Here is a 21,068-nt window from a genome sequence, read left to right as displayed (position 1 = left end):
TGAATCGACATCGTGATTGCAGAAGCGGAAGTACGAGCATTCGCGTCCGGTCTGATCAAGTTAACCAGCACTGACGTGAGCGATTGGGCGCGCAAAAGCGATCGCTGTGCGGATCCCGCGCTTCACGCTGATACGTTGAACGCAACTCCGCTCCGGAGAGTCTGTATCGATCGAAACATTCAGCAACATTCGGTGACGCTATGGACATCGATGGACATCCAGGCATGTGTCGATGGCGCGCGACGCATCACGTCGTTCCCTCCATTTTGTCGCGTCATCAGCAACTACAACGTACGAACGCGACAGATCAGGCGCGTCATGTCGCAAAAATCGTCACGCGATTCAAAAATCGCGTCTGCGGCAACTGACAGAGTCGAAAAATGAGATAATTTCGTCGAGGTGATTCGGAAAAAATTGCCGAGCGAGATGATCGTTTCGCAAGAATTCCGGACCTTGCGCGAGCGCGGATTTGGCGTGCGCGGTATGCATCCACGGATGCTGCTAGTAAGCGTTGCAGCTCGCGTTTTCTGCTGAATTCGTCTTCCGGAATGAAATCCCCGCCATGCCGAACATCGGCCTTTCCTCCTCAACGACCGTCGAGCGCTCGATCCGCGTGCGGCAGAATTTGCCTGTCCCTAGGCAAAACATTCCACCTAACTACCTGAAAAGTCACAAAAAATCTTCGCCTGCTTCTCTCGATCGCAGCGTTCAACGATCGGAAGCCGTCTGCGAATTGCGTAGTCGGCATTGCGGGTTGGAGATTCGGAAATGAGCTACGCGCTGGACGTCTGGGCCCCGGCCGATGGCGTATCTTCGAAGGAGCCGGAGGCGCCGGACGTTGCGACGCTGCTGTCGAGCGAGTCGGCCAGCACCGTTCCCGACTCCGCGCCGCCAGGCGAGGCCGCGATCTGTGACGAGGACAAGGATCTGCTCGACCGGCTGGCCACCGGAGAGGAACTCGCATTTCGTCTCCTCGTCGAGCGCCACATCGACCGCGCCTATGCGATTGCGTTGCGCATCGTCGGCAATGCCGCCGATGCAGAGGACGTCGTGCAGGATACGATGTTGAAGGTCTGGACGCACCGCGGGCGGTGGCAGCACGGCCGCGCCAAATTCTCGACCTGGCTCTATCGCGTCGTCAGCAACCGCTGCATCGACATCCGGCGCAAGCCGCGGACCGAGAATGTCGATGTGGTGCCCGAGGTTGCGGACGGCAAGCCGGATGCAGTGAGCGTCATCGAGCGTGCGGAGCTCAGCGACCTCCTGGAAGGAGCGATGCAGCGGCTTCCGGAACAGCAACGGATCGCTGTGATCCTGTCGTATCACGAGAACATGAGCAACGGTGAGATCGCCGAGGTGATGGACACGACAGTGGCCGCCGTGGAGTCGCTGTTGAAACGGGGACGCCAGCATCTGCGCGACATGCTGCGGCGTCACGAGCGCGACATTCGCGGCGCCTTCACGGATTGCTAACCATAAAAATCCCGTCGCGGGAGAATTCCCGCCTGATTCCCTCAGGCGCTTCCGTTTGATCGGTCAGACGGGGCCGATCCGCACCGTCAGTCCTTCCACGATGCGGCGTGCTTTGCCGATCACTCAGGAGTCCTCACCGTGCCCGCAATTTCCACCAACATCGCCGCCAACTCCGCCGTCCGCTACCTGAACATCAACTCCAACCAGGAGACGAGCTCGCTCTCCAAGCTGTCGAGCGGTTCGCGCATCACGTCAGCCTCGGACGACGCGGCCGGTCTCGCCATTTCGACGCGCATCTCGTCGGACATCACCACGCTGCAGCAGGCCGCGACCAACACGGCGCAGGCGACGTCGATCCTGCAGACCGCGGATGGTGGCGCATCCAACATCAGCGACATCCTGGCGCGCATGAAGTCGCTGGCCTCCGAGTCCGCATCGGGCACCACGGTCGGAACTAGCCGCACCTACATCCAGTCGGAATTCTCGCAGCTCACCAGTGAAATCTCGTCGATCGCGACCGGAACGCGCTATAGCGGCCAGAGCCTGCTCGACGGCACCAGCACCTTCTCGTCGGGCGTCTCGGTCCTGGTCGGCTCGTCCGCGTCCGACACCATCAATATCACGCTGTCGGATCTCACCGCGAGCACGCTCGGCGTCTCGTCGCTCGACGTCAGCACCCAGACCGGCGCGACCGCAGCCTTGACCGCTCTCGACACCGCGATCGACACCGTGTCGAAGGCCCGCGCCGACATCGGCGCGCAGGAGTCGCGCTTCAACTTCTCGGCCGACTCGATCTCCACGCAGACGCAGAACCTGCAATCGGCCAATTCCGCGATCAAGGACGTCGACATCGCGTCCGAGCAGGCGAAGCTGTCGTCGGCGCAGGTGAAGACCCAGGCCGCGGTGTCGGCGGAAGCCGCCGCCAACCAGATCCCGCAGTACCTCCTGAAGCTGCTGGGCTGAGCCGTGATCTGCCGGGCCGGCGCCTCGCCGGTCCGGCTTTTTCCTTGGAGGACGACGACGGATGACGGTGAGCAGCGCAACCTCGAGCACGAGCAGCACGACGTCGTCGTCTTCATCATCGTCGACGAGCTCGAGCAGCTCGCTCACGACGTCGGGCACGAGCACGACGAGCACGATCGACTGGACCGCGCTGATCGAGTCCGCCGTCAATGCCAAGCTCACCCAGGCGACCCAGATCTCGACCAAGATCACGGCCAATGAGGCCAAGATCACGGCGTATCAGACGCTGCAGACCGCGCTGAAGACGCTGTCATCTGGATTGTCGTCACTGGCGACGTCGATGGTGAACTCGCTTGCGACCAACGCCTTCGCCACGCGGGCCGCCACCATCAGCGCGACCGGCGACGTCAGCGCCTCATCGGCTCTGTCGATGTCGGTGAGCAACGGAGCCGCGACCGGCAGCCACACGCTGACGATCAGCCAGGTCGCCACGGCTCACAAGGTGACGGGCGCGACGCAGTCGAGCCAGACCGCGGCACTCGGCTATTCCGGTACGTTCTCGCTCGGCCTGTCCGGGGGCAGCACGGCCGACATCACCATCACCAGCGGCATGTCGCTGCAGGATGTCGTCGACGCGATCAATGCCCAGAGCTCCACGACCAATGTCGAGGCGTCGATCGTCCAGGTATCGAGCGGGTCCTATCAGCTGGTGTTGACGGGGACCCAGGATGCCGCGGACATCACCTATGCAAGCTCGTCCGGGGACGACATCCTCAACAAGCTCGGGGTGACCGACAGCTCGGGAGCCTTCGCGACGGTGCTGCAGACGGCCCAGGCCGCGGAGTTCACGCTCGATGGGATCAGCCTGACGCGCGATACCAACGACATCACCGACGTTCTCAGTGGCGTCACCTTCGACCTGCTGCAGGCGACCCCGTCCGGAACGACGCTGACCGTCACGATCGGGACGGACACGAGCCAGATCTCGTCGGCATTGCAGACATTCGTTACCGACTACAATGCATTCCGCGATGCCGTGATCGCGCAGCAGACCACCAATTCAGACGGGACGGCGTCCTCGAGCTCCGTCCTGTTCGGCGACGGCACCATGCGCGACATCATGAATTCGCTTCAGGCCGTGCTCGGAACCTCGGTCGGCGGGTTGACGATGGCCGACCTTGGCCTGTCGTTCAACGAGAAGAACGAGCTCGAACTCGATACCAGCACGCTGTCGACGATCCTCAGCACCAATCTGAGCGGCGTGACGACGTTGTTGTCGGCGCAGACCAAGACCTCGTCGAGCCAGCTCAGCGTGGTCAATACCGGGTCGTCGCCGCAGTCGTTCACCCTTGATCTGACGGTGGATTCGTCGGGAAATCTTTCGGCGGCGTCCGTCGGTGGCGACAGCTCCCTGTTCACGGTGAGCGGCAACACGATCGTGGGCAATTCCGGGACGATCTATGCCGGGATGGCCTTCACCTATGCCGGCTCGACGTCGCAATCGATCACCGTGACCTCCACACAGGGGCTCGCGACCCAGATCTACCAGATCGCCAAGACCGCATCATCCAGCACGGGATCGCTGCAGACGCTGATCGACAATCTGACCTCGCAGGACGACACGATGCAGGCCAAGGTCGATGACATCAAGAGCTCGGCCGCCACGTTCCAGACGCAGCTTACGGCGCAGTACGCCAAATATCAGGCTGCGATCGAGAGCGCCAACAACACGCTCACTTATCTCAAAGCCCTTCTCAACGCGAGTTCGAGTAACTGATGACCCAGAATTCGATGGCGCAATTCGCAAGTCAGGCCTATCGCGGCGCTGCGGTGGCCGTTCCGCCGCTGCGGGCCGTCATCATGCTGCTCAATGGAGCGATGATGAGCTTGCAGAAGTCGCTGCAGGCGCAGGAGGCTCGCCGCTTCGAGGAGGGGCACATCCATGTGACCCGGGCGACCGCCATTCTGCGCGGCTTGAGTCTTCACCTCGATCCGACGCGCGGCGGGCCGGTCGCCGACCAGCTGTTCGGAACCTACAACGCCCTGATCGTGGCCGCGCTGCGGGCCTACGGTCGACCTCACATGCGCGAGAATTTCCAGCGGATCACCGAAAGTCTGCTGGCGCTGCGGGAGGCGTGGGAGGCGGTCGAGGCGGCAGCCCGGGGAAAGCGAGCGGCCGGTGATTCGGCCAACCCTCGGTAGCTCTGGCGAATCAGGCCCCTGCCGCACTGCGGAAATCTTGGGAAACGGATCAGAAACGGGCTGCATTGTCTCCCGTTTCGGTATCCAGTGCGGCCTCGCGTGCATACGGCTCCCGAAAAATACGGAGTTTTCCGTGTCCGGTTGCGGTCGATCGCCACAATTGCCGATATCAATTTCGTTCGCGGGCTGAATGCTTTATGACCAAGCTGGAAGCGCTGGATTGGGCGGACGATGGACGTCAGGGAATTCGAGGATCTGATCGGCAGGCTGGGTGAGGACATCTCGCGCTGGCCAGCGGAGCAGCGTCAGTCAGCTGCTGATCTGCTTGCCTCCTCTCCCGAAGCCGATCGATTGCTGTCCGAGGCACGTCTTGTTCGTGAGGCGCTGTCGTCGCCGCCGACGCGTGCACCCGCGGGCTTGACGTCGCGCATCCTTGCTGCGGCCCATCGCCTGACCCAAGAGGAAGCGGCAACCGCCCCGGCCGACGCCCACCAGCCTGGCTGAGCCCTAGCCAGGGCCGAGCTTGGGCGGCTACGCTTTGGCCGGTTGGACTTCGGCGCTGGAAGCGCAACACCATCGCATCTGTCATCTCGCTCAATCTGTCGAGCTCGCTTGCGCGCGAATCCAGGCGCCCGAGTGCGGCGACGGCGAGCCGTCGCGCCGATGCAGATCGGGGCCTCGCACCAGGCGATTTTTGCCCACTCAGCGCAACCGCGCGGCGGCAAAATCTGCCGTCGGATCAACTAATTCGACCGACTAATTGTGCGCCTGGAATCGGCGTTCCGGCCGTTTGATCAGCAAACGCCTTCACGACCGCGTGGTCGTGCTGTGTCCCGCCGCCGTTCGCGGCGCGAGCCGGAGTTCTGCCATGACCGTTTCCGCCGCGAGTTCGTCGACTGCGACCACCTCATCGACCTCATCATCCAGCGACACATCTCGTACGACGCTCAGCTCGACCGACTTTCTTCAGCTCCTGGTGAGCGAACTCCAGAACCAGGATCCGCTCAACGCGACCAGCGTGACCGACTTCATCAACCAGATGACGTCCTACGCCAACTACACCTCGCAGCAGTCGCTCAACAGCAGCATGACCTCGCTGGCCGGCTCGTTCTCGAGCCTGGTGACGCTGAATTCGGTGAACTACATCGGTCACACCGTCGAGGCCAAGAGTGACACCGCCGTTCTATCGAACGGCTCGGCGACGTTCGGCTATTCGCTGTCGTCGGCGGCATCGAACGTTTCGATCTCGATCAAGGATTCCTCCGGAAGCACGGTCTGGACCGGCACCGGGACCGGCAACAAGGGCGCCAATTCGATCACCTGGGACGGCACCGATTCCAGCGGCAATCAGCTCAGCGACGGCGGCCAGTACACGATCTCCGTGACGGCGACGGACTCCGCGGGCACCTCGGTCCTCAACTACACGACGGTCACCGGGACCGTAACCGGCATCGACACCTCGACCAGCACGCCCTCGCTCACCGTCGGCGGCGTTCCTGTCAGCGCCAGCAACATCATCGGCGTCACCTCCTGACGGCATTACCCGGAGTACAATCATGAGTCTTTCTGGAGCCCTGTCATCGGCGATCTCGGCGCTCAATGCGCAGAGTTCGTCGCTCGCCATGATCAGCGACAACATCTCCAACGCCGATACGACCGGATACAAGACCACCTCCGGCCTGTTCGAGCAGCTGGTGACGGCATCGAGCAGTTCGAAAGCCTATTCCTCGGGGGGCGTCTCGGTCTCCGGCCGTGCCAACATCACGCAGCAGGGGCTGCTGGCCGCCACCACCAACGCGACCGACGTCGCAATCCAGGGCTCGGGTTTCTTCGTCGCGACCAACTCGACTTCGGCCGGAGGCGAGACTTTCTACACCCGCAACGGCGCGTTCACCACCGACAATGCCGGCTATCTCGAGAACGACGGCTACTATCTCGAAGGCTGGCGCACCGATGCAACCGGCAACGTGGTCGGCAACGGCCTCGAGCCGGTCAATACGAAGGTGGCGCTGACGAATGGTGGGGCGACGACCAAGACGTCGCTTGCGGCCAACCTGCCGGCCGATGCCGCGAGCGGAGACACCTTCAGCAGCTCGATGACCGTGTACGATTCGCTGGGGCAATCGCACACGCTCAACGTCACCTGGACCAAGGGGGCGACGGCGAACGAATGGACCGCTGATTTCGCGCCGGCGACGGCGTCGGACGGCACCGTGACGAGCGGCACCTATACGATCGATTTCAACTCAGATGGTTCGCTCAGCACGGTCTCCTCGACCAATCTCGGTATCACCTGGAACAACGGCGCCGCGGCGAGCTCGATCGCGCTCAGCTTCGGCACCACCGGCGGCGGTACCGACGGCCTGACCCAGTTGTCGTCCGGCAGCACGACGCCGAGCGTCTCCAACTTCAGCGCCAATTCCGATGGCATCTCGTTTGGCACGCTGAGCAGCATTTCGGTCGGCAAGAATGGTCTCGTCGAGGCGACCTATTCCAACGGACAGACGGTTCCGATCTACAAGCTCGCGGTAGCGACCTTCGCCGATCCCAATGGTCTCGTGGCGCATAGCAGCGGCATGTACACGTCGACGGCGACGTCGGGCAATGCGACCCTGCAGGCGTCCGGCGAGAATGGTGCAGGAACCATCTACGGCAGTGAGCTGGAATCGAGCACGACCGACACCACGGGCCAGTTCAGCAACATGATCTCGGCTCAGCAGGCCTATTCGGCGGCATCGCAGGTGATCTCGGCCGTCAACAAGATGTACGACACGCTGATTTCGTCGATGAGGTGATCATGGCCGACCTGAAGAGGGAGCGGCTCGGCGAGGGCGAGGCTCTGCTGAAGAGGCTGCGGCGGCTGAGACTGCGCGCTGCGACCGCCGGCAAGGACGACCGCGCGCAACTGCTGGCCTTGATCGACGATATCGAAACGGTCCGACGAAAGCTGCTGCGTGAATGCGCGCTGCTCGACGAAGAGCTCAAGGTCGCCACCGTGAGGGTGACGGCGCTGAATACCTACGCCCGTGTCGCGCAGATCAGCCGCCGACCGCAGCGTGAACAGTAGGATGGGAGCGACAGGATGAAACACGCAATTCAGGCCGATCAGCGGCCGGCCAGCGAAGATGAAGTGCGGACCTTGATCGCGCTGATCGACGAACTCATCGCGGTGGTGTCGGAGGAGAATGCGGAGCTTGCCAAAGGGCTCCCGGCCTCGCGTTCCAAGCAGCTCGACGACAAGAATCGGCTCGCCGGGCTGTTTGAGCAGCGGGTCGCCGAATGCGCCAGGCGAACGGCGAGCCTCGACGTCCGCGACCGTGTGCTGCGCGAGCAGCTCATGGAGCACATCTTCAACCTTCGTGGCGCGATGGACGAGAACCTCGTTCGGCTGCGGGCTGCGATCGAAGCCAGCAATCGTCGCATCGAGGCGGTGATGCAGGCGATCCGCGAGCAGATCGCGAATGCCTCGCCCTATGGCGCCGGTGGACGTCGTACCGCGCGTGCGACGTCCTGTGGAACCAACGTGAGGGCGTGATGGCCAGCCAACAGCGGGAGTAGGGCAATGTCGCTCGACATAGCACGGCTGGTCGCCTTCAGCGGCATCTCGGCCACGGAGCTGCAGATCAGCGTGGCGTCGTCGAACATCTCGAACGCCGACACGAAGGGGTATACGCAGAAGACGGCCAACCAGGTCACGAACGTGACCGGCGGAGTCGGGACCGGCGTTTCCATTACCGGCATTTCGAGCAATGTCGACAAGCTGCTGCTGAAATCCTTGATCGGAGCCAATTCGGAGCTCGGCGCGGCCGACACCACGAACAACTATCTGACGCAACTGCAGCAGCTGTTCGGCAGCGCGTCCACATCCGGCACCTCGACGACGGGAACGTCGCTGGCAAACTCGCTGGCATCGCTGGAGTCCGCCTTGTCGTCGCTGGCGAGCTCGCCCAGCAGTGTTTCGCTGCAATCGGCAGTCGTCAGCGCGCTGGATGACTTCGCCAGCCAGCTGCGCAGCACGTCGAGCGGTGTGCAGACGTTGCGGGCCAACGCCGACAAGGACATCGCGTCGTCGGTTCAGAGCGCCAACGACGACCTGCAACAGATCGCCGATCTCAATGTCGAGATCCGCAAGATGGCGGCGTCCGGCCAATCGACCGCCGATCTCGAGGACGAGCGCAATGCCGCGTTGCAGGACCTTTCGTCCTATATGAACGTCAGCTACTACGCGGCGTCGAACGGCGACCTTCAGGTCTATACCTCGTCGGGGCGAGCTCTCGTCGACAGCTCGGCGCACACGCTGAGCTATACGGCCTCGGCGAATGTCTCGGCGGCGTCGAGCTATGCGTCCGGCGGCTTCAGCGGCATCATGGTCGACGGCGTCGACGTCACGTCGCAGATCACGTCGGGCAAGATCGGTTCGCTAGTCACGTTGCGGGACGAGACCCTGCCGGCCGCGCAGACCCAGCTCGATCAGCTGGCCTCGCAGCTGAAATCGTCGCTGAATGCGATCACCAATGGCGCATCGGCCGTTCCACCTCCGACCGCTCTGACCGGGTCGGCGAGCGTCAGCAGTACGACGGCCCTGTCGGCGTCCGGAACGGTCCGCATCGCCGTGGCTGACCAGAGCGGCAATCTCGTTTCGTACGAGGATCTCGACCTGTCGTCCTATGCGACGGTGGGCGATCTGGTCACGGCGCTCAACGGCATCTCCGGGGTCTCTGCCTCGATCGATTCCAGCGGACACCTGTCGATCAGCGCCACGTCGTCGTCGAACGGCATCGCGATCAACGACATGACCAGCGCGGTCGGCGGCAGCGGCTTCTTCGACTATTTCGGCATGAATGACCTCGTCACCGGCACGAGCGCCGCCAATTTTGCCGTCAACAGCAGCATCCTGAGCGGCGCGGCCGGTTTGCCCACCGGCACGCTCGACGGCTCCGCGACGTTGACGACCGGCAGCCAGGTGCTGACGGCCGGCTCGGCGACGGTCATCGACGCGCTCGTTGACAAGCTGACCGGCTCGACCAGCTTCGCCTCGGCTGGCGGCCTGAGCGCAACGACCGGCTCGTTCGCCGACTACGCCGCGGCGATCGTCGCCAATGTCGCCAGCAAGGCGTCGCAGGCCTCCACTGCCTACACCGCGAAGTCGACGGCCCAGTCGAGCTATGCCAGTTCGCTGTCCTCGCAATCGGGCGTCAACCTCGACGAGGAGACGGCGCGGCTGAGCTCGCTGCAGAACAAATACGCTGCCGCCTCGCAGCTGATCTCCGTGGTCAACAGCATGTTCTCGTCGCTGCTCACTGCCGTGCAATCGACCTAGTCCGGAGTGGACATCATGACGATGCGGATTGCGACATTCTCGAACTCCGACCAGATGATCACGGGCGCGCTGCGGACGCAGGCGACCATGGCCAACCTCCAGGTGCAGGAGGCCTCGGGGCTGAAGGCCGAGTATCTCGCCGGTTACGGCGCCGACACCCAGCACGTCGTCAATCTGCAGGTCTCTGTCGCGCGGGCGCAGTCCTACATCGACGCTGCGACTCTGGCGGACAGCAAAGTGCAGGTCATGTACTCTGCCGTGGGGCAGGTGTCGGACATCGTCAGTCAGCTGCGCACGGCCCTGAGCGCTGCGAGCTCCGGCAGCAGCACGGGAACCACGTCCGCGATCAGCAGTGCGCAGCAGTTGCTGCAGCAGATGTCGGGCATTCTGAACACCCAGTACGACGGGCAATATCTGTTCGGCGGTGCGCGGACCGCGACGGCGGCGGTCGATACGTCGAGCTTCGCCTCCGGCACGGGATCGTTGACCACGACGGATACCAGCTATTGTCAGGGCGACAGCGAGCTTGCCTCGGTCCGGGTTTCCGATGGGCAGTCGGTCACCTATGGCGTTACTGCCGACAATCCGGCGTTCGAGGAGGTCATGCGGGTCCTGAAGTTCGTGGCCAACAGCTCGACCCTGTCCGGAACCGACATCACCTCCGCGCTGTCGCTTGCCGATCAGGCGGTCGACGATGTCGCCACGGTACAGGCCAAGCTCTCCGATGCGGCGTCCCGGATCGAGAGCGCGAAGTCGCAGCAGACCGATTACAAGAGCTATGCCGAGAGCCTGGCGACCGACCTGACCAGCGTCGATGTGGCGGCGGTGACCGCCCAGCTCTCGACTTATCAAGCCCAGCTCACGGCGAGTTATACCGCCATCTCCAAGATCCAGAGCCTGAACCTGGCCAGTTACCTGCGTTGAGCCCCGACTTATCGCGCGGCGATGCAGGGCGCAGGGACCCGAGCAGAGCCGGATCTGCCGGGCGGGCATAGACCTTGCCGGCGGCCGGCCTTGGGATCCGCATTCCCAGCCGATTGAAACCATGCGCCGCGCCGGAGGTTTGTTGACGGGCATCTCGTCGGCGGAACTCTCATGGACCAGATAACTCAGCCTCGAAGCGACGGCCATGGCTTGCGGCCCGTGGCGGACAATGTGTGGATCGTCGACGGCGGCCGGATTCGGGCCGCCGGACTGCCGCTCTCCGTGCGCATGACGGTGATCCGCCTGTCGAGCGGTGATCTGCTGCTGCACTCGCCCACGCGCTTCACTCATGCGCTGCGGGAGGAGCTGGAGCAGCTGGGACCCATCAAATATCTGCTCGCGCCCAACGTCGCGCACTGGATGTTCCTGCCGGACTGGCAGGCGGCCCTGCCGAATGCGCAGGTCTTCGCTGCGCCGGGCTTGGCAGAGCGCCAGCAGGTTCGCCGAAGCGGCCTGCGTATCGATCGTGAGCTGACCGATGTCACGCCGGACGAATGGTCCGCAGATATCCAGTTGGTGCTCGTTGCCGCACCGATGTTCACCGAAGTGGAGCTGTTTCACAGGCCGAGCCGCACACTCGTCCTGACAGACCTCGTGCAGAACCTGGCACCGGAAGGTCTGGGCATCGTGGCGCGGACCGCGGCGAATCTGCTCGGGATCACCGCGCCTGATGGCAAGGCACCGACCCATCTGCGGATGCTGCTGCGGCTCGGCGGCCGTGCCGTCCGGCTCGCGGCGGCGCGGTTGATTGCGCTGGCGCCCGAACGTGTCGTCTTTTCCCATGGCCGATGGTTCGACACCGGCGGCGCGCACCAGCTGCGCCGCGCGCTCGGCTGGCTGCTGGATGCCTCCCCCGAGGCGCGCCGGCTGATGCGTGATCTGAAGGGAACGCGCGTCGTGGTGACGGGCGCCTCGAGCGGCATCGGCCGGGCGACGGCACTCGCCTTGGCGCGGGAAGGGGCCAGCATCGTGCTGGCCGCGCGGCGCGTGGACGTTCTGAAAGACGTCGCGGCCGAATGCGAAACCCTTGGCGGGCGCGCCATCGCCGTCGGCACCGATGTGACCGATGCAGCCGCGGTCATGCACTTGGCCGATCAGGCCGTGCAGACGTTCGGTGGCATCGATGTCTGGATCAACAACGCCGGAACCGGGGTGTTCGGCGCCTATCAGGACGCCGACATCGCGCTCCACCGTAAGACCATCGAGGTCAATCTGCTGGGGACGATGAACGGTGCCTATGCGGTTCTGCCGGTCTTCCTGCGGCAGCAGCGCGGAACCTTGATCAACAACATCTCGCTCGGCGGATGGGCTCCGACTCCGTTCGCCGCCGCCTACACCGCCAGCAAGTTCGGCCTCCGCGGCTTCTCGGCGAGCTTGCGTCAGGAACTCGCCGGTCACAAGGATATCCACGTCTGCAGCGTATTCCCCGCGATGGTCGACACGCCCGGCTTCGTGCATGGCGCCAACATGTCCGGCCGCCATCTCGGTCCAGGACCGCTGCTGTATCGGCCCGAGGACGTCGCCGAGACGTTCTTGCAGTTGATCCGCGCTCCTCACGACGAAGTCGCCGTCGGCTGGCCGGCGCGGCTCGGGCAGATCTCCTATGCCCTGGCGCGCTGGCCGACCGAGCGACTCCTGAGCACGGCGTTCCGTTTCCTGTTGTCGCGCGCGAAGGGCGCACCACGCAGCACAGGTGCCGTGTTGGCGCCGATCGCCGCTGGCACCGCGGTGAGCGGCGGCTGGCTCGTGCGCAAGAAGCTGCCGCCGGCCGGGCAGCTCAGCAGAATTGGATTGGCACTTGGGCTCGGAGGCATCGCGTTGGTTGCTCTTGCGCGCGCCCGCCGGCCTTCGCGGCCATCGCGCCGACATATTACTCGCTGATCCCCGGGGGCGTCCATGCTCGGCAAGCTCGATTGGTCGGCGATCCCCTTTGGCCAGCCCATCCCGCTCGTGGCCGCAGGCCTCGTGCTGGTGGCGATCCTCGGTGTCCTCGGATGGGTCTTGGCGAAGGGGTACTTCCCTTATCTCTGGCGTGAATGGATCACCAGCGTCGATCACAAGCGGATCGGCGTGATGTACATGCTGCTCGCCTTCATGATGCTGCTGCGTGGCGGCACCGATGCGATCATGATGCGAACGCAGCAGGCGGTGGCGTTTCATTCCAACGGCTATCTTCCGCCGGAGCACTACAACCAGATCTTCTCCGCCCACGGCACTATCATGATCTTCTTCGTGGCGATGCCGTTCGTGATCGGGCTGATGAATCTGGTCGTGCCGCTGCAGCTCGGGGTACGGGATGTCGCCTTTCCCACGCTGAACTCCGTCGGCTTCTGGCTCACGGCCACCGGCGCGCTGCTGGTCAACGTGTCCCTCGTGGTCGGCGAGTTCGCGCGCACCGGCTGGCTGCCGTTCCCGCCCTTGTCGGAGTTGACCTACTCGCCGGGAGTCGGCGTGGACTATTACATCTGGGCGCTGGAGATCTCCGGCGTCGGGACCCTGGTCAGCGGCATCAACCTGGTCACCACCGTCCTCAAGCTGCGCACCCGGGGCATGAGCTATCTGCGCATGCCGATGTTCTGCTGGACCACGCTGGCAACGAACCTGCTGATCGTCGCGGCGTTTCCGATCCTCACGGCGACGCTGACGATGCTGATGCTCGACCGCTATTTCGGCTTCCACTTTTTCACCAACGAGGCCGGCGGCAACATGATGATGTTCATGAACCTGATCTGGGCCTGGGGACATCCCGAGGTCTACATCCTGGTTCTGCCGGCGTTCGGGATCTACTCCGAGGTGGTCGCGACGTTCTCGAGCAAGTCGCTGTTCGGCTATCGCTCGATGGTGTTGGCGACCATGGCGATCTGCGTCATCTCCTTCATGGTCTGGCTGCATCATTTCTTCACGATGGGGGCGGGCCCCAACGTGAACGCGATCTTCGGCATTGCGAGCATGATCATCGCGGTGCCTACGGGCGTGAAGATCTATAATTGGCTGTTCACGATGTATGGCGGGCGGGTGCGCTTCACGACGCCCATGCTGTGGTCGGTCGGCTTCATGATCACCTTCATGATCGGCGGGCTGACCGGCGTGCTTGTCGCGGTGCCGCCGGCGGATTTCCTGCTGCACAACAGCCTGTTCCTGGTCGCCCATTTCCACAACGTCATCATCGGCGGCGTGCTGTTCGGGGTGTTCGCGGGTGTCACTTACTGGTTTCCAAAGGCGTTCGGCTTCCGGCTGTATGAGAGCTGGGGCAAGGCGGCGTTCTGGTTCACCCTCATTGGCTTCTACGTGACCTTCATGCCGCTCTATGTCGTCGGCCTGCTCGGCATGACCCGACGGATGCAGCACTACGATGTCGCGGAATGGCGTCCCTGGCTTGCGGTTGCGACGTTCGGCACGGCGCTGCTCGCGATCGGCGTCATTCTTCAGATTCTCCAACTGGTCTTCAGCATCCGCGATCGCGATCTCCTGCGCGACACGACCGGCGACCCCTGGGACGGCCGCTCGCTCGAATGGGCCACGTCCTCACCGCCGCCGGTGTTCAATTTTGCGGTGCTGCCGAATGTGACGGGGCAGGATGCGTATTGGCGGATCAAGGAAAATGCAAAAGACCAGCAGCCCCATACGCGGGAAAAGGACTATCAGGACATCGAGCTGCCAAAAAACTCCCCCACGGGATTCGTCTGCGCCTTCTTCGCCACGGTCATGGGCTTCGCGCTGATCTGGCACATCTGGTGGATGGTGGCGCTCGGCGCAATGGGCGCGTTGGCGACATTCGTCGTGTTTGCCTGGCGCGATCACGACGAGTACGTCATCCCTGCGGCGGAGGTCGCCCGGATCGATCGGGGCATCATCGAAGCGCGGCAGGGATTGTCGTCGTCAGCGGCTGCCGGGGCCTGAGACCCATCGAAGGGAAGCTGCCGGTGCGTCGGGCCAGCCGCACGCACCGGCGAATTCACATCACCAGCGATGATGGGCGCGGATCACGCCATGGCCGTGGCGGTGATGGCCCCAACCCGGACCGCGGTAATAGCCGTAGCTGTGGCGCCACGGCCGCGGGCCATAGGAATAGCCGTAGCTGCGATAGATCGGGCGCGGCACGTAGCTGTAGCCGTAGCCGTAGCCGCCGTAATAGGGGCGGTAGGCCGGGTAGTAGCCGCCATAGCCGTAGGGATAGGCGGCGTAGCGATACCCGCCGTAGTAGGGATAGGGCGCGTAGCCGCCATAGTAGGAGGGGGCGGCGATCGCCGATCCGATCAGGGCACCCGCCAACAGCCCCGCGCCGATTGCGGCACCGCCGCCCCAGCCGCCATGCCAGCCGCCGTAGCGGACCTGGACGGCATTCGAGCTTTCGGCGCCCGGTTTGGCGGCTGCCGACAGCGACGTCAGCGGCGCAGCCGATACCGGGTGCAGCGTGGATACAGAAAGTGCGCCGGCGATGGCGAGCGTCGCGGCGGCTTTGAAGGTGACCATCCCGATGTCTCCCGTTGATTCAGGCTCATACTCAACCGGATGAGACGAACTTCGTTGCATTTGTCGCGGCGGACGTTTTGTCGCGCGCCATGGGTCCAGGCGGCGGTCGATGCCGGAGACCGGCATCGGCCTTGGCGTCGCTACGGGCAGGAATGGCGCAGGCCGTCATTGCCGAGATAGGTGCCGGAGCCCGGGTCGTAGGACCGGAAGCGCTGGGCGCAATAGGCCTGGGCATTGGCGGCCTCGGCGCGGCTGTTGGCGATGGCGCCACCGATGATCGCGCCGGCCGCGAGACCGCCGAGGGCGGCGGCACCCGCACCGTAGCCGTGGCGATGCCCGCCATAGCGATGGCCGTAATCGCCGTGGCGATGACCGTAGCCGCCGCGCCAGTGGCGATATTGCACCTGCTGCAGCTCGGTCGCGTTCGTGGCGGCGGCCGGCGCCGGGTGGTTCGGCAGCAACGGCGCGGCGGCGAGCGGCGATGCGGCCGCGAGCGACATCGTTCCGATGGTGGCGACCGTCAAAAGTTTGCGCAGATCCATCTGCGTGCTCCTTTCTGTTCGTTGTGCCGGAGGGCAACGGCTCGCCGTCGCCCTCCGTTCCGCGCCGCGACGGAGCATGTCGGCGGCACGAGGTCGCATCCAATGGCAGAACCGTGACCGCAAGCTACTCGATCAGCGCATCGAGCAGCGCATCCGGACATTCCGCCATCATCGTATGTCCCGCGCCCGGCAGCACGATGATGCGCGATTGCGCGATTGCAGCCGCCAGCGCCTTGCCGGCCTTCAGCGGCGTCATCATGTCCTTCTCGCCGAGGATCAGCCGCGTCGGAACCTTGATCCTGGCCGCCGCTGCCAGCGCATCCTGATAGGCGTTGCAGGCGGAGAGATCGTTGAACAGCACGCCCGGCGCGCAGCGCTCCAGGGTCGCCTGCGCGCCGCCATGCATCCACAGCCCGGGCGCGCGGCTGCCGCCGAGCTCGGCGGCAAAACCGAGGCCCCAGATCGAGACCATGTCGATGGCGGCGTGATCGTTGGCTTCGGCGGCCTTCAGGAGGTCAGGTCCGACCGTCATCGCTGCCGCGGTGCCGATCAGGCTGAGCGCCGACACGCGATCGGGATGGCGCGCCGCGGCATCCAGCGCAATCAGCGACCCCATCGAATGCCCGATCAGGTGAGCGGGCTTCGCGTTCACCGCCTGCAACAGCGCGACGATCCAATCCGCCATGGCGGTGATGGTCGGCAGCGCCGGCCCCGTCGAGCGGCCATGGCCCGGCAGATCGGGCGCCAGCACGGCAAAGCCGTGATGGGCGAACCAGCGGCTGTGCAGCGCCCAGACCGAATGATCGAAGCCGGCGCCATGGATGAAGACGACGGCGGGCAGGGACGAATCGAACTCGCGGCCGCCCGTGGCAGCGAAGACCTCATGATCTCCGATCGACAGTTGCATGGGCTCACACCTTCTGCGAGGCGCGCAGCGCCTGTCCGAGATCGTCGATGATGTCGCCGGCCGCCTCGATGCCGACCGAGAGCCGGATCAGCTCCTCGCCGATTCCGGCCGCGGCGAGCTGGGCTGCGTCCATCTGCTGATGCGTGGTCGAGGCGGGGTGGATCACCAGCGTCTTGGCGTCGCCGACATTGGCGAGATGGCTGATCAGCTTCAGGCTCTCGATGAACTTGCGCCCCGCGGGACGTCCGCCCTTGATGCCGAACGAGATGATCGAGCCGGCGCCGCGCGGCAACAGCTCCTTGGCGAGCGCATGGTCCGGATGCGTCTCGAGCGAAGGATGCAGCACCCAGTCGACGGCCTTGTTGGCGGTCAGCGCCTCCAGCACCGCGCGGGTGTTGGTGACGTGCCGCTCCATGCGCAGATGCAGCGTCTCGACGCCCTGCAGCAGATGGAACGCGTTGGTCGGCGACAGGCAGGCGCCGAAATCGCGCAGGCCTTCGGTCCGCGCGCGCATGATGAAGGCGGCCGCGCCGAACTGCTCGTCGAAGACGATGCCATGATAGCCGGCATAGGGCTCGGTGAGCTGCGGGAACTTGGCCGAGGCGCGCCAGTCGAACCGGCCGCCATCGATGATCGCGCCGCCGATCGCGATGCCATGGCCGCCGAGCCACTTGGTCGCGGAGTGCATCACGATGTCGGCGCCCTGGGAAATCGGCTGGCTCAGATAGGGCGTGGCGAAGGTGTTGTCGATCAGGAGCGGCACGCCGGCCGCGTGCGCGATCGCCGAGACCTTGGGGATGTCCAGCACCTCGAGGCCGGGGTTGCCGAGGGTCTCGCCGATCAGGAGCCGCGTGTTCGGCTTGATCGCAGCGCGGAAACCGTCGTGATCCCTGGGCTTGACGAAGCTCGTGGTGATGCCGAAGCGCGGCAGCGTGTGCGCGAGCAGGTTGATGGTGCCGCCATAGAGCGAGGAGGAGGCCACGATGTGATCGCCCGCATTCAGAAGCGTGGCGATGGCCAGATGCAGCGCCGCCTGGCCGCTCGCGGTGCAGACCGCGCCGACGCCGCCTTCGAGCGCGGCGAGCCGCTCTTCGAGCACGGCCGTGGTCGGGTTGGAGATGCGGGTATAGATGTGGCCGGCGCGTTCGAGATTGAACAGCGCCGCGGCGTGCTCGGTGTCGTCGAACACATAGGACGTGGTCTGATAGATCGGCACCGCGCGGGCGCCGGTCGCGGGATCCGGGTGCTGGCCCGCGTGCAGGCTCAGGGTCTCGAAGGCGGGCGGTTTCGGCGGCGGCATGCGGATCAACTCTCCTCAAGCAGATCGCATCTTCTGCCACAGATTTCGCGGTCCGTCAGGAGCGGCGCGGTGCGCCGCCCCTGCGACATCGATCAGCCGCCGAAGCGCTGCGGGAACAGGCCGGCCGAGGCGATCTCGGCGACGGACAGGCGTGCGCTCGGCTTCTCGCGCTCCTTGAGCATGGCCGGCAGCTTGTCGCCATCGCCCTTGCGGCCGACCGCGATCGCGATCTCCACGGCGAAACCGTCGGGTACCCCGAGCGCTGCCTGTGCGGCGGCGACGTCGAAGCCGCTCATGCCGTGGGTGATCCAGCCGGACAACGCGGCCTGGTTGGCGAAATTGGCCCAGGCCGCGCCGGCATCGAAGGAATGCGTGCGCGTCGGTGCCGGCTCGGTCTTGCCCGCCGGGATGAAGGTCTTCTTCGACAGCACGTAGACGATCGCCGCGGCATGCTGCGCCCAGCCGCGGTTGAACTCGACCAGCGGCGCCAGGAAGGTGTCGAACTCGGCCGAGCCGCGCAGCGCGTAGAGGAAGCGCCAGGGCTGCGAATTGTAGGAGGAGGGCGCCCAGCGTGCCGCCTCGATGAAGGTCAGGAGCTCCGTCTCGGGAAGCGCCTCGTCGCTGAAGCCGCGCGGCGACCAGCGATCGACGAAGATGCGATGCGCCGGATGCTCGGTGATGCGGCCGGTCGGCGGGGGAAGATGGGCAGTCACGGGTGGTCTCCTTCGTTCAGGCTCGTCGTCGGGCCTCGTGCCGCGCTTCGCTGCCGGGCACAATCTCGGCTCCTGTGTGGCTCACGGCGCTTTGGGAGTCCAGATCGCCAACGCCGATGTGTCCACCTTCGCCGGCAGCACGCGCTCCGCCAGGAAAGCATCCGCGATCTTCTGCTGTTCCGACAGGCCGGCCGCGGTGACCGCGCCGACCTGGTAGGAGCGGTGGCTGTTGGCCTCCTCGACGGTGGCGGCATCGATGCCCCACAGGGCAGCGAGCTGGCTCGCCGCGGCGGCCGGATTGGCCTTCACCCATTTGCCGGTTTCGACGAGCTTGCCGTAGATGACGTTGAGGGCGTCGCCATGCCCGGCGGCGTAGTCGGCGGATGCGAGATAGTAGCGCTTGTAGCTGGCAAGCCCGTCGCTGCCGTCCGCGAGCACGCGCGCCCCTGACTGGCGGATGGTGCTGGTCAGGAACGGATCCCACGCGACCCAGGCATCGACATTGTTGCTGACGAAAGCGGTCCTGCCGTCGGCGGGCGGCAGATAGGCGGGGGTGATGTCCTTGAAGGTGAGACCCGCTTTGGCGAGCGCGGCGAGCAGCAGATAGTGGCTGCCGGCGCCCTTGGTCACCGCGATCTTCCTGCCTTTCAGCTCACCGAGCGTCTTGGTCGGCGAAGCTGTTGCCACGAGGATCGCCTGCGCCGACGGCGAGGCGGCCTCCTCGGCGACATAAGCGAGCCTCGCGCCCGCGGCCTGCGCGAACACCGGGACGGTATCGGCGACATCGGCGCCGACATCGATGCTGCCGATGTTGATCGCTTCCAGCAGCGGCAGGCCGCTGGAGAATTCGTGCCACGACACCTTGATGCCGAGCGGCGCCAGCGCCTTCTCCAACTCGCCATTGGTCTTGAGGAGGGCGATCAGGGTCGAGGATCTCTGATAGCCGATGCGCAGCGTCTCGGCTGCGTCGGCTTGCGCAGTGGCGAGCGCGCCGAGCAGGGCCGCGGCCATCATCAGGACGCCGCGACGGGCGAGATGCAAGGGCCGCGCGCGACGCAGGCCGCTGAAGGACGGTGTCATTCGGCAATCTCCCAAACAGGCGGTTGCATGCAATTGTCCAGGATCATTCGCAGGATCGTCAGCCCTGCGCAATTTTGCAGATCTGTTCATATGGAGAGGAAAGTTTCTCATGTGCCCATGCCGCGAGAAGTTTTGTTTTCTTGGCGCGCGAGATCTGACGAGACAGCCGTTCGCATCCTCGCCACGCGCAGAGCGTCCGAGAGATGTCTGCCGTTCGTCCCTCCATCGAGAGAGGGCACAGGGAAGGCCGGGCGTCGACTGACACCCATGGCCCGCGTGCAAAAAAGGAAGCACGCGGCGGTTACCACAGGATCAGCCGGACATCCGGCCTTCCCTGCGCAACGGGCTTACGGCTTATACGCGTTCTCCCCGGCGCGCCGAGCTTTCTGGCCACCGTCGCCTGCGCGAAGCCGAGCCTCGTCGCAGACTTGATACTAGCATCGGAGTATCAGGACCACGCGATTTCGCCGTCCGGCTCCCATCGTTCGTCCGCGCGCTTGACGCACGCTGCGACGAGAACCGGCCATCGCATCCCGCACCAACGTTTCGTGACGTTCGCGAAGCGCCCCTCTCGATCGGGCGGGATGGGGTGATACAACCATGGATTCTGAAAAAAAGAAACATGAATATTTTTCGTGGCGGGACTGGACAGGGCAAATCAGCTTGGGAATGCGGGCGAATTCCGTTTCGTCGCGCAGGCGCGAGGAGAAGCCATTGGCCTGTCACGCAAGCCCTGGGGCTTCGGCATATCACGCCCCTCTGCCGCGACGGCATGGCGGGCCTCGGCCCGGCCATGATGTCTTAGCGACTCTCCGCAGCGGTTTGGGCGGGCTTGTGCGATCGAACTGCCTTGCATCTACCGGCCGAAATGAAGCGCGGGAGCTCCTGAGCGGATTTGGCCGAAGCCCGCAGACTTGCGCGGTGCAGCAAGCCGGCAGCCATTGGGGGCGGGAGCCGCGGAGCGGACGCATTCGGGAGGATAGCCCGTGACTAGGGCAGACCTCTGCGATCGAGTCGGCAGCGTCCGCATTCAGCCGATTCCGTTGAAAAAGTCGGCAGTAGTTTCGTCGTGAACGCCATCTGTTTCGAGGACGAATTGGCGCGTTGTGGT

Annotated in this window: 19 protein-coding genes; 13 read left to right on the top strand and 6 right to left on the bottom strand. The window is 64.7% G+C overall.

Annotated elements, in window-relative coordinates:
• The first annotated feature begins 768 nt into the window (after positions 1-768).
• The 13 genes from QW863_RS34125 (at position 769) to cyoB (ending at position 14,842) form a co-directional block, all read left to right on the top strand.
• On the top strand, positions 769-1,473 hold the full coding sequence (locus QW863_RS34125) for an RNA polymerase sigma factor (protein ID WP_315718449.1): 705 nt from the start codon (positions 769-771) through the stop codon (positions 1,471-1,473).
• A gap of 138 nt (positions 1,474-1,611) precedes the next feature.
• Positions 1,612-2,436 (top strand): flagellin, encoded by an 825-nt coding sequence (locus tag QW863_RS34120; protein WP_315718450.1) that lies wholly within the window; start codon positions 1,612-1,614, stop codon positions 2,434-2,436.
• Positions 2,437-2,497: 61 nt separating this feature from the next.
• Positions 2,498-4,213, top strand: a complete 1,716-nt coding sequence (fliD, locus tag QW863_RS34115; protein WP_315718451.1) for a flagellar filament capping protein FliD — start codon at positions 2,498-2,500, stop codon at positions 4,211-4,213.
• Positions 4,213-4,638: a flagellar export chaperone FliS gene (locus tag QW863_RS34110; protein WP_315718452.1), complete on the top strand. Its 426-nt coding sequence runs from the start codon at positions 4,213-4,215 to the stop codon at positions 4,636-4,638. Before fliD ends, QW863_RS34110 begins: the two co-directional genes overlap by 1 nt.
• 231 nt (positions 4,639-4,869) lie before the next feature.
• Complete coding sequence (locus tag QW863_RS34105; RefSeq protein ID WP_315718453.1) at positions 4,870-5,142, top strand: hypothetical protein; 273 nt, start codon at positions 4,870-4,872, stop codon at positions 5,140-5,142.
• A 364-nt stretch (positions 5,143-5,506) separates the two neighbouring features.
• Positions 5,507-6,172: a flagellar hook assembly protein FlgD gene (locus QW863_RS34100; RefSeq protein ID WP_315718454.1), complete on the top strand. Its 666-nt coding sequence runs from the start codon at positions 5,507-5,509 to the stop codon at positions 6,170-6,172.
• 22 nt (positions 6,173-6,194) lie between these two features.
• Complete coding sequence (flgE, locus tag QW863_RS34095) at positions 6,195-7,433, top strand: flagellar hook protein FlgE (protein ID WP_315769942.1); 1,239 nt, start codon at positions 6,195-6,197, stop codon at positions 7,431-7,433.
• 2 nt (positions 7,434-7,435) lie between these two features.
• Positions 7,436-7,705 (top strand): hypothetical protein, encoded by a 270-nt coding sequence (locus QW863_RS34090; RefSeq protein WP_315718456.1) that lies wholly within the window; start codon positions 7,436-7,438, stop codon positions 7,703-7,705.
• Between the two features lie 15 nt (positions 7,706-7,720).
• The gene (locus QW863_RS34085) at positions 7,721-8,173 is read left to right on the top strand and encodes a flagellar protein FlgN (RefSeq protein WP_315718457.1); all 453 of its coding nucleotides are present in this window, start codon (positions 7,721-7,723) and stop codon (positions 8,171-8,173) included.
• 27 nt (positions 8,174-8,200) lie between these two features.
• The gene (flgK, locus tag QW863_RS34080) at positions 8,201-9,958 is read left to right on the top strand and encodes a flagellar hook-associated protein FlgK (protein ID WP_315718458.1); all 1,758 of its coding nucleotides are present in this window, start codon (positions 8,201-8,203) and stop codon (positions 9,956-9,958) included.
• A 15-nt stretch (positions 9,959-9,973) separates the two neighbouring features.
• The gene (locus QW863_RS34075) at positions 9,974-10,882 is read left to right on the top strand and encodes a flagellin (RefSeq protein WP_315718459.1); all 909 of its coding nucleotides are present in this window, start codon (positions 9,974-9,976) and stop codon (positions 10,880-10,882) included.
• A gap of 171 nt (positions 10,883-11,053) precedes the next feature.
• Entirely contained in the window at positions 11,054-12,823 is a 1,770-nt protein-coding gene (locus tag QW863_RS34070; RefSeq protein WP_315718460.1) for an SDR family oxidoreductase, read from the top strand.
• 15 nt (positions 12,824-12,838) lie between these two features.
• Positions 12,839-14,842 carry a cytochrome o ubiquinol oxidase subunit I gene (gene cyoB, locus QW863_RS34065; protein WP_315718461.1) on the top strand — a complete coding sequence of 668 codons (2,004 nt, stop codon included), beginning with the start codon at positions 12,839-12,841 and terminating at the stop codon, positions 14,840-14,842.
• A gap of 60 nt (positions 14,843-14,902) precedes the next feature.
• Here cyoB and QW863_RS34060 read toward each other — a convergent pair whose 3' ends face one another.
• From QW863_RS34060 to QW863_RS34035, 6 genes are all read right to left on the bottom strand, one after another.
• Positions 14,903-15,415: a hypothetical protein gene (locus tag QW863_RS34060; RefSeq protein WP_315718462.1), complete on the bottom strand. Its 513-nt coding sequence runs from the start codon at positions 15,413-15,415 to the stop codon at positions 14,903-14,905.
• Positions 15,416-15,555: 140 nt separating this feature from the next.
• Positions 15,556-15,957 (bottom strand): BA14K family protein, encoded by a 402-nt coding sequence (locus tag QW863_RS34055; protein ID WP_315718463.1) that lies wholly within the window; start codon positions 15,955-15,957, stop codon positions 15,556-15,558.
• Positions 15,958-16,081: 124 nt separating this feature from the next.
• Positions 16,082-16,864 carry an alpha/beta hydrolase gene (locus QW863_RS34050; protein ID WP_315718464.1) on the bottom strand — a complete coding sequence of 261 codons (783 nt, stop codon included), beginning with the start codon at positions 16,862-16,864 and terminating at the stop codon, positions 16,082-16,084.
• Between the two features lie 4 nt (positions 16,865-16,868).
• Positions 16,869-18,164 carry an O-acetylhomoserine aminocarboxypropyltransferase gene (locus QW863_RS34045; RefSeq protein ID WP_315718465.1) on the bottom strand — a complete coding sequence of 432 codons (1,296 nt, stop codon included), beginning with the start codon at positions 18,162-18,164 and terminating at the stop codon, positions 16,869-16,871.
• A 92-nt stretch (positions 18,165-18,256) separates the two neighbouring features.
• A complete protein-coding gene (locus QW863_RS34040; RefSeq protein WP_315718466.1) occupies positions 18,257-18,877 on the bottom strand; it encodes a nitroreductase family protein in 621 nt (206 codons plus the stop codon).
• A gap of 81 nt (positions 18,878-18,958) precedes the next feature.
• Positions 18,959-19,888, bottom strand: coding sequence for an aliphatic sulfonate ABC transporter substrate-binding protein (locus QW863_RS34035; protein WP_315718469.1), 930 nt, complete (start codon positions 19,886-19,888; stop codon positions 18,959-18,961).
• Positions 19,889-21,068: the final 1,180 nt, after the last annotated feature.

This window comes from Bradyrhizobium sp. SZCCHNR1017, from assembly GCF_032381375.1.
Classification (GTDB): Bacteria; Pseudomonadota; Alphaproteobacteria; order Rhizobiales; family Xanthobacteraceae; genus Bradyrhizobium.
This window is presented reverse-complemented; position numbering and strand designations above follow the sequence as displayed.

Coding starts and splice junctions, on each gene's coding strand:
- QW863_RS34125 (WP_315718449.1), top strand. CDS start 769: ATGAGCTACGCGCTGGACGTCTGGGCCCCGGCCGATGGCGTATCTTCG.
- fliD (WP_315718451.1), top strand. CDS start 2,498: ATGACGGTGAGCAGCGCAACCTCGAGCACGAGCAGCACGACGTCGTCG.
- QW863_RS34110 (WP_315718452.1), top strand. CDS start 4,213: ATGACCCAGAATTCGATGGCGCAATTCGCAAGTCAGGCCTATCGCGGC.
- QW863_RS34105 (WP_315718453.1), top strand. CDS start 4,870: ATGGACGTCAGGGAATTCGAGGATCTGATCGGCAGGCTGGGTGAGGAC.
- QW863_RS34100 (WP_315718454.1), top strand. CDS start 5,507: ATGACCGTTTCCGCCGCGAGTTCGTCGACTGCGACCACCTCATCGACC.
- flgE (WP_315769942.1), top strand. CDS start 6,195: ATGAGTCTTTCTGGAGCCCTGTCATCGGCGATCTCGGCGCTCAATGCG.
- QW863_RS34090 (WP_315718456.1), top strand. CDS start 7,436: ATGGCCGACCTGAAGAGGGAGCGGCTCGGCGAGGGCGAGGCTCTGCTG.
- QW863_RS34085 (WP_315718457.1), top strand. CDS start 7,721: ATGAAACACGCAATTCAGGCCGATCAGCGGCCGGCCAGCGAAGATGAA.
- flgK (WP_315718458.1), top strand. CDS start 8,201: ATGTCGCTCGACATAGCACGGCTGGTCGCCTTCAGCGGCATCTCGGCC.
- QW863_RS34075 (WP_315718459.1), top strand. CDS start 9,974: ATGACGATGCGGATTGCGACATTCTCGAACTCCGACCAGATGATCACG.
- QW863_RS34070 (WP_315718460.1), top strand. CDS start 11,054: ATGGACCAGATAACTCAGCCTCGAAGCGACGGCCATGGCTTGCGGCCC.
- cyoB (WP_315718461.1), top strand. CDS start 12,839: ATGCTCGGCAAGCTCGATTGGTCGGCGATCCCCTTTGGCCAGCCCATC.
- QW863_RS34060 (WP_315718462.1), bottom strand. CDS start 15,415: ATGGTCACCTTCAAAGCCGCCGCGACGCTCGCCATCGCCGGCGCACTT.
- QW863_RS34055 (WP_315718463.1), bottom strand. CDS start 15,957: ATGGATCTGCGCAAACTTTTGACGGTCGCCACCATCGGAACGATGTCG.
- QW863_RS34050 (WP_315718464.1), bottom strand. CDS start 16,864: ATGCAACTGTCGATCGGAGATCATGAGGTCTTCGCTGCCACGGGCGGC.
- QW863_RS34045 (WP_315718465.1), bottom strand. CDS start 18,164: ATGCCGCCGCCGAAACCGCCCGCCTTCGAGACCCTGAGCCTGCACGCG.
- QW863_RS34035 (WP_315718469.1), bottom strand. CDS start 19,888: ATGGCCGCGGCCCTGCTCGGCGCGCTCGCCACTGCGCAAGCCGACGCA.